Raw genomic sequence first — 7,389 nt, 5'->3', positions numbered from 1 at the left:
GCGACCCGCAGTATCCGCGAGCAGGGGTTCACGCCGGAGACGCTGGGGCCCGAGGGCGATGCCAGTCAGCAGGCCGCCCGGCGCGCCGCCGAGGCTCGCTACATCGACGACTGGACCCGTCGCGTCGAGGACTACGGCAACCGGGTGCACCCGGCGCCGCGCCATCTGCACGGCCAACTGCGCATCCGCGTGGTGATCGGCCGCGATGGTCAGCTACTTCAGGCAGAGGTGGTACAATCCTCGGGACACGCCGAACTCGACCGGGCGGCACTGGACACCGTGCACGGCGCGGCACCCTACCGGCCCTTCGACCGGGGCATGGGGGAGCTCGACAGCCTGTCCATCACCCGCGTCTGGCGGTTCGGCCAAGGCAATCATTACGGCGTGCGTTAGGACCGCCGGGGAGTCTCATGCAAAGCTTGAAAAACCACTTCCTGATGGCGATGCCGCACCTGGAAGACCCCAATTTCGCTGGCAGCCTCAGCTACCTCTGCGACCATGACGACAACGGCACCATGGGGGTGATCGTCAACCGGCCGCTGGAGCTGACGCTTGACGCCCTGTTCGAGCAGCTGGAGCTGGGTGGCGAGGCGAGCCCGCATCGCGATGCTCCGGTCTACTATGGTGGTCCGGTGCACAAGGATCGTGGTTTCATCCTGCACCGCGGTACCAGCGACGTCTGGGATTCCAGCATCCAGGTCGCCGAGGACATCGCCCTGACCACTTCCATGGACATGCTCCAGGCGCTGGCGGCGGGCGAGGGGCCCGAGCAGTTCCTCGTCTGCCTCGGCTGTGCCGGCTGGGAGTCCGGCCAGCTCGAGGCCGAGCTGATGGACAACGCCTGGCTCACCGTGGAGGGGCGGGCCGACATCCTCTTCGAGGAGCCCCCGGAGCAGCGCCTCTCCGCCGCCGCCGGCATCCTCGGCATCGACCTCAACCTGATGACCCGCGAGGCCGGCCACTCGTGACGGCCGAGGGGTAGCAAGATGACGGGCCAACGGCTGATCCTGGCCTTCGATTTCGGCACCCGGCGCATCGGCGTGGCGGTGGGCAACGAACTGCTCGCCAGCGCCCGGCCGCTCGAGCCGCTGCCGGCTCGTGACGGCATTCCCGACTGGGCGGTGGTCTCGCGGCTGGTGGAGGAGTGGCGGCCCGAGCTGTTCGTGGTGGGGCTGCCGCTGGAAGTGGACGGCAGCGAGGCGGAGATGTGCGTTCGCGCGCGCAAGTTCGGCAAGCGCCTGTTCGGCCGCTACGGCATCCCCTGCGAGATGGTCGACGAGCGTGGCTCGACCCGCGAGGCCAAGGCCATCGCCCGGGCGGCGGGGCACCGCGGCAACTACCGCGACGAGGGCGTCGACGGCATCAGTGCGGTGCTGATCCTCGAGAGCTGGTTCGCCCGCCGGGAGGGCCTGCCGCCAGGCTGAGGCCGGCGGCGGCCGACCGGTCATGCCGGGCTGGTGTCGCCGCCGGCGTACTTGTCGGCGAAGTCGCGCACCGAGATGCAGGTGAACTTCTCGATGAAGAACGCCAGGGTCGCCGGGCAGGTGAAGCGCTCCTCGAACCTCTCCACTTCCGCTTCCCGCTGCCGCACCACGCTGGCACGGTACTCGTTGCCGGCCTTCTGTACCCTGACGGTCGCCTGACGGTCCTCGTCCTGCTTCTCCACCGTCATCTCACGCTGCGCTTCCAGCAGCTTGCCCAGCACCATGCCGCCTTCGAGGTCCTCCGGCGTGGCCCAGAGCGCCTGGTCGCGATTGCCATAGCGGTAGAGGATGATCACCAGCAGCAGCGAGAAGATGGCACTGGTCAGCAGCCAGGTGATCTCGACACCGGACGGCGAGGCGGCAAAGACCAGGAACAGCTGCACCATCGCGGCAACGCCCAGCAGGCAGGCGAAGGGCCGCCACATGCGCGGATTCATGAACCCCTTCTTCAGGATATAGCCCCATAGCCCGGTCACGCCCAGGGCGCCCAGGACGAGTAACGGCAGTGCCAGCAGGGTGCCGCCACCGGCGAGCAGGGCGATCACCCCGATCAGGATCAGCAGGCTATAGAAAGCCGCCAGCAGAACATAGGCGCGATGCAGGGTCATGGGGGTAGTGCCTCCCTTCATTGTCGGTTGCCGGGGTCGGCAACACCTCTTGTTGTCCGCGGGGTCGGCGGCCTCGTCGCGGGCCGCCCGCTCAGCTTCGCATATTCCCCGGCGCACATCAGCATAGGCGATGGACGGCGGCCCGCCACGTGATCAGAAGGGGGCGTCGTCAACGCCCACACGGCCGGGCACGAACCAGCGCACCGGACGCAGGTCCTTCTCGATCAGCTCTTCCACCTGGAGCAGGGTGGCAAAGATCGCCATGCGCACCGGGATGCCGTTGTCGGTCTGGCGGAAGATCGCCAGGCGCGGATCGCCGTTGAGGTCCACGTCGAGGTCGTTGGCATCCGGGCGGCTGTCGCGCGGCAGCGGGTGCATGACGATGGTGTCGCGGCCGCAGCGCTTGTCCAGGAAGGCGCGATCGACGGTGAAGTCCCGCGACAGGCTGAAGCCCTCGCTCATCTCGGCGGTGAAGCGCTCCTTCTGGATGCGGGTGGTGTAGACCACATCCACGTCCGCGTAGTCGTCGGCCAGGCTCTCGCGCTGCTCGACGCGATGGCCGCGGGAGACGACCAGGTCGATCAGGTGGCTCGGCATCTCCAGCCCCGGCGGCGCCACCAGGGTGATGCGCATGGGGTCATGGAGCGACAGCAGCTTGATCAGCGAGTGCACGGTGCGGCCGTACTTGAGGTCGCCGGTGAGCAGCACGTGGGCGCCGGCCAGCGGCTTGCCGAGTCGGGTGAACTCCTTGTCGATGGTGTAGAGGTCGAGCAGCGCCTGACTGGGGTGTTCGCCGGGGCCGTCGCCGCCGTTGATCACCGGCACATGGGTCGCCGCGGCGAACTCCGCCACCGACCCCTGCTCCGGGTGGCGCATCACGATGGCGTCGCAGTAGCCGCTCATCACCCGGCTGGTGTCGTAGAGCGACTCACCCTTGGCCATGGAGGAGAAGGTGAAGCCGGTGGTGTCGCAGACGCTGCCGCCCAGCCGGCAGAAGGCCGCATGGAAGCTGACCCGGGTGCGGGTGCTGGCCTCGAAGAAGAGGTTGCCTAGCACGGCGCCCTCCAGTACCCGGGTGACCTGTCGGCGCTGGGCGATGGGCTCCATGCGCGCGGCGACCCGCAGCAGGTGATCGACATGGTCGCGGGACAGGGAATCGACGGAGAGCAGGTGGGAACTCATCGAGGGCCTCGGCTGGCAGCGGGGAACGGGACTGGGCGCTAGTGTAACCCCCCGGGGCGCTCGCTTCACGAGCTACCCGCCGTGCGGACGATTGCGTTTCAAATGAAACTATGTTGATCCGGGTCAAGGCAGGCCATCCCCGCGCGGGCGATACTCTCGTCGAATCGCCATCAAGGGAGACCGACCCATGGCCCATACCGACATCACCCAACGCCGCACGTCCTGGTGGGAGCGCCTCGGCGAGCACTGCTACCGGGTGTCCACTCCCCAACTGGTCAGGGACATGCAGAACGAGGCGTCCCTGACCTTCGAGGAGCTGATCAACGACCTCGGGGCGCCGCTGGATGCCATTTTCGAGCGTGAAGTGGCCAGGCAGATGAACCAGGGGGCCTACCTGGCCTTCGTGCCCGCCGAGACCCTGATGCCGGTGATGATGCAGCGCTTCGGCCTCGAGGCCTCGCGCATAGCCGAGGACGGCGACGTTCGGGCGATGCGCCGGACCTGCAACGCCTGCCCAGTGGCCGGCCACTGCTGGCGCGCCATGCGCCGCGATGCCGGCGTCGAGGAGTGTCGTGGCTTCTGCCCCAACGCCGAGGCGTTCGACCGGGCGGCCGTGGCCTGAGCCGGCAGCACGCCATGGCCGAGATCCGTCCGGGGCTCGGGGGCCGCCAGGTCCTCGGGCCCGAACGGATCCTGACGCAAGTGGAAGCGGTATTGGTGTCTGACCAACGCCGGGCCGATCAGTGGATCACCACCAGCGTGCCGACATCCAACCAGCGCTCCAGCATCTGGATTTCCGTGTTGGTGACGGCAATGCAGCCCTCGGTCCAGTCGCGAATCTGATGGAGGCTGGCAGGGCGATTGCCGAGGCCGTGAATGCCGATGTGGCCGCCCAGCGGGGTATGGGCCGGGGTACGGCCGTTCCGGCGCCGGTAGCTGCGGTAATCGTGGTAGTCCTGATCGCTGAGAATGCCGCTCTGCCAGGCCTCGTGAGCGATTTCCGGGGTCGGGTAATCGATCCCGAAGAACAGCCTGAAGCGACTCTGGCGATTGATCCTGTCGATGCGAAAGTCACCGATCGGCGTCTGGCGGCTGCCTTGCAGGCGGATACGGTTGGCCCCGGCCGTACCAAACGCCAGGTAAGGGATCGTCAGAATGCGTTGCTCGCCCTGGAACAGCGCCAGTTCGCGCCGCTTCAGGTCGATGCGTACCCAGACCTCTTCAGGAGCCACCGCGGGGAACTCGATGGCAGCCAACTCGGACCATAGCGAGCCCGATCTCTCGGTCGCCGTAGTAACGCTCGCGACCCAGGGTGCATGGCCATGCAGGCCGGCCTGCGTGCTCGTCGCGATCAGCAGCAGGGTGGCGGTCAGCACCACTGACAGGGACTTGGGCATGGTCGCCCCCCGAGGATGGCCATTGGCTCGCCTCGATTGTCACGGATTCTCGGGTGCGACCATCCCGTTTATAGCGCAGGTTTTCGCCGCCAATTTCTCGCTTTGGCATCACCACCAGGGGCAGCGGTAACCCGCCCTGCTTCAGGCGTTGCGCCGACACAGCGCCACCAGCCGCGCCTTGGAGGGCACGCCGAGCTTGGCGTAGGCGCGCTTGCGGTAGGTCTCGGCGGTGGACAGGGCAACATCCAGTTCACGGGCGGCGGTCTTGAGGGTGTGGCCGCGCAGGAGGAAGAGGCAGAGCTGGCGTTCGCGCTCCGAGAGCGGGGCGAGCACGGCGGCCTCCTCGGCGCTGGGCTGCTGGGAGACGGGGCGGGCGGTCGCGTAGTGGCGGCGTGTCAGGCTGGCGAGCAGCGGTGCCATGGCGTCCAGGCCGGCCAGGTCGGCCGTCGAGAAGGCGCCGGTATCGCGGCCGCGATAGAGGTTGAGGGTATAGGCGACCTCGGCCTCGCGGACGGTCAGGGCAACCTTGTCCACCAGGTCGGGGAAGGCGAACAGGTGGCCGCGGTAGGCCGGTGGCATCTCCTCGGCCCGCATCGGGGCGAGCCCCACCCGGGGGGCATCGTCGCTGGCCTGGCGCAGCCCTCGGTAGTTGGGATCCTGGCGGAACAGGCCATCGGTATAGAGCCGGGCCAGGCGTCCGGCGATGCGCGGCTGGCGCTCGTTGGCGGCCAGCAGGCAGTCGACCCCGTCCTCGTCGTCGTAGGCGAAGATCATGCACTGCTCGATGCGCGCCGTGTCACGCAGCAGCGCCAGCAGGTGGGTCTCGAAGGCCGGATCGCCCAGGGCCTCGATGCAGGCGGCCACGGAGGCCATCAGGGCGGGCCAGTCCGACGGGGGGCGAGGGGCGGTCATGCGATCTCTCCTGGGCAGTGCAGCCGTCACTTGTCCCGGCTTTTACGGGACAGGCATGGGGCTCGCGGCGGGATATGCTGAGTGATAGCTGATCCGACAACCATAACAGGAGCCCGCCCCATGCGACCCGCCGGACGCGCCGAGACCGACTCGCTCTATTTCGATTATCCACACTTCCCGTTCGTTCGCCCCCCGGAGCTCAACGGCCAGACCCTACGCCACCGCGTGGCCATCGTCGGCGCCGGCCCGGTGGGCGTGACCGCCGCCCTGGAGCTGGCCCGCCACGGCATCGAATCGGTGGTGCTCGACGACAAGGCCACCGTCAACGACGGCTCCCGGGCGATCTGCATCTCCCGCCACAGCCTCGAGATCCTCCAGCAGCTCGGCGTCGACGAACGCTTCACCGCCAAGGGGCTGGGCTGGACCCGGGGCCGCACCTATTTCCGCGACCGCGAGATCTATCGCTTCGAGATGCCGCATTCCGACCAGGAGCGCTTCTACCCGATGGTCAACCTGCAGCAGCAGTACATCGAGCAGTTCCTGATCGACAAGGCCGAGGAGAGCGACCTCGTCGAGCTGCGCTGGCAGAGCGCGGTGACCGGTGTCAGCCAGGACGACCGGGGCGTGACCCTGGAGGTGACCACGCCGGAGGGCGACTACCGGCTCGAGGCCGACTACCTGCTGGCCGCCGACGGGGCGCGCAGCGTGGTGCGCAAGGCCTTCGGCCTGTCGCTGCACGGCGAGGCCTACGAGGGACGCTACGTGATCGCCGACGTGCGAATGAAATCGGACTTCCCCACCGAGCGCCGCGCCTTCTTCCACTCCTCGGCGCTGCCCGACTCCACCCTCCTGGTGCACAAGCAACCCGACGACATCTGGCGCATCGACTACCAGCTCGGCCCCGACGAGGATCCCGAGCAGGCGGTGGAGGAGGCCAACATCCGCGAGCGGGTCGCCACCATCATCGCGATGCTCGGCGAAGAGGGCGACTGGGAGCTGGAGTGGTGGAGCCTCTACAAGGCCCACACCCTGGCGCTCGACGACTATCGCCATGGCCGGGTGCTGTTCATCGGTGACAGCGCCCACCTGGTGCCGATCTTCGGCGTTCGCGGGCTCAACAATGGCCTGGCCGATGCAGTCAACGCCGGCTGGAAGCTGGCCCGGGTGCTCCAGGGGCAGGCCCCGGACTGGTTGCTCGACAGCTACACGCCGGAGCGCCGTGGCGCCACCCTGGACGTGTTCGCCAATGCCGGCAGGAGCACCCGCTTCATGACGCCGCCGAGTCGCGGTTACCGGCTGATGCGCGACGCCGCCCTGTCGCTGGCCGTGCACCACGACTACGCCAGCTCCTTCGCCGACCCGCGCCAGGTCACCCCCTATACCTATGCCGAGAGCCCCCTGACCCTGGCCGACAGCGACACCTTCGCTGCCGGCCCCGTGCCCGGTGCACCGCTGATCAACCGCCGGCTGGGCGAAGACGACTTACTGCTCGACCACCTGGGCACGGGCTTCACCCTGTTGCTGTTCAGCGAGGACGGCCGCCTGCCGGACGACCTGGACGAGCGCCTGATGGACCTGCGGGCCCGCGACCCCGAGTTCACGGTCGTGACCCTCAGCCGCCAGGCGGCTGAGGAGGGCCCGGGCCCCATCCTGCCGGACCCCGACGGCGATCACTTCGCCGCCTATGGGGCCACGAACGGTACGGCCTATCTGGTGCGCCCGGACCGCCATGTGGTGGCGCGCTTCAAGACCCTCGACCCCGCCGCCCTCGAGGCGGCCCTGGTGACCGCCCTGGGAGGAGAATGA

9 protein-coding genes are annotated in these 7,389 nt (G+C 68.3%); 5 read left to right on the top strand and 4 right to left on the bottom strand.

Annotated features, from left to right (window positions below; genetic code table 11):
• The 3 genes from C1H66_RS09845 to ruvX form a co-directional block, all read left to right on the top strand.
• Positions 1-393: energy transducer TonB (locus tag C1H66_RS09845; protein WP_146010705.1), on the top strand; the 393-nt coding region annotated here is incomplete at its 5' end.
• A 17-nt stretch (positions 394-410) separates the two neighbouring features.
• Complete coding sequence (locus tag C1H66_RS09840; RefSeq protein WP_102627714.1) at positions 411-968, top strand: YqgE/AlgH family protein; 558 nt, start codon at positions 411-413, stop codon at positions 966-968.
• 18 nt (positions 969-986) lie between these two features.
• Positions 987-1,424 carry a Holliday junction resolvase RuvX gene (gene ruvX / locus C1H66_RS09835; RefSeq protein ID WP_102627713.1) on the top strand — a complete coding sequence of 146 codons (438 nt, stop codon included), beginning with the start codon at positions 987-989 and terminating at the stop codon, positions 1,422-1,424.
• Between the two features lie 20 nt (positions 1,425-1,444).
• On the opposite strand, the gene C1H66_RS09830 is transcribed toward ruvX, so the two are convergent.
• Entirely contained in the window at positions 1,445-2,092 is a 648-nt protein-coding gene (locus C1H66_RS09830) for a hypothetical protein (RefSeq protein ID WP_102627712.1), read from the bottom strand.
• Between the two features lie 153 nt (positions 2,093-2,245).
• Positions 2,246-3,274 (bottom strand): aspartate carbamoyltransferase, encoded by a 1,029-nt coding sequence (gene pyrB / locus C1H66_RS09825; RefSeq protein WP_102627711.1) that lies wholly within the window; start codon positions 3,272-3,274, stop codon positions 2,246-2,248.
• Between the two features lie 187 nt (positions 3,275-3,461).
• On the opposite strand from pyrB, the gene C1H66_RS09820 reads away from it, so the two are divergent.
• Positions 3,462-3,896, top strand: coding sequence for a hypothetical protein (locus C1H66_RS09820; protein ID WP_102627710.1), 435 nt, complete (start codon positions 3,462-3,464; stop codon positions 3,894-3,896).
• Positions 3,897-4,014: 118 nt separating this feature from the next.
• Here the strand turns inward: C1H66_RS09820 and C1H66_RS09815 are convergent, their stop codons facing one another.
• Positions 4,015-4,671, bottom strand: coding sequence for a L,D-transpeptidase (locus C1H66_RS09815; protein ID WP_102627709.1), 657 nt, complete (start codon positions 4,669-4,671; stop codon positions 4,015-4,017).
• Between the two features lie 141 nt (positions 4,672-4,812).
• Positions 4,813-5,583, bottom strand: coding sequence for a helix-turn-helix transcriptional regulator (locus tag C1H66_RS09810; protein ID WP_102627708.1), 771 nt, complete (start codon positions 5,581-5,583; stop codon positions 4,813-4,815).
• A gap of 120 nt (positions 5,584-5,703) precedes the next feature.
• On the opposite strand from C1H66_RS09810, the gene C1H66_RS09805 reads away from it, so the two are divergent.
• Positions 5,704-7,389: an FAD-dependent monooxygenase gene (locus C1H66_RS09805; RefSeq protein WP_102627707.1), complete on the top strand. Its 1,686-nt coding sequence runs from the start codon at positions 5,704-5,706 to the stop codon at positions 7,387-7,389.

Origin of the sequence: Halomonas heilongjiangensis, assembly GCF_002879645.1 — a bacterium.
GTDB lineage: Bacteria > Pseudomonadota > Gammaproteobacteria > Pseudomonadales > Halomonadaceae > Halomonas > Halomonas heilongjiangensis.
This window is presented reverse-complemented; position numbering and strand designations above follow the sequence as displayed.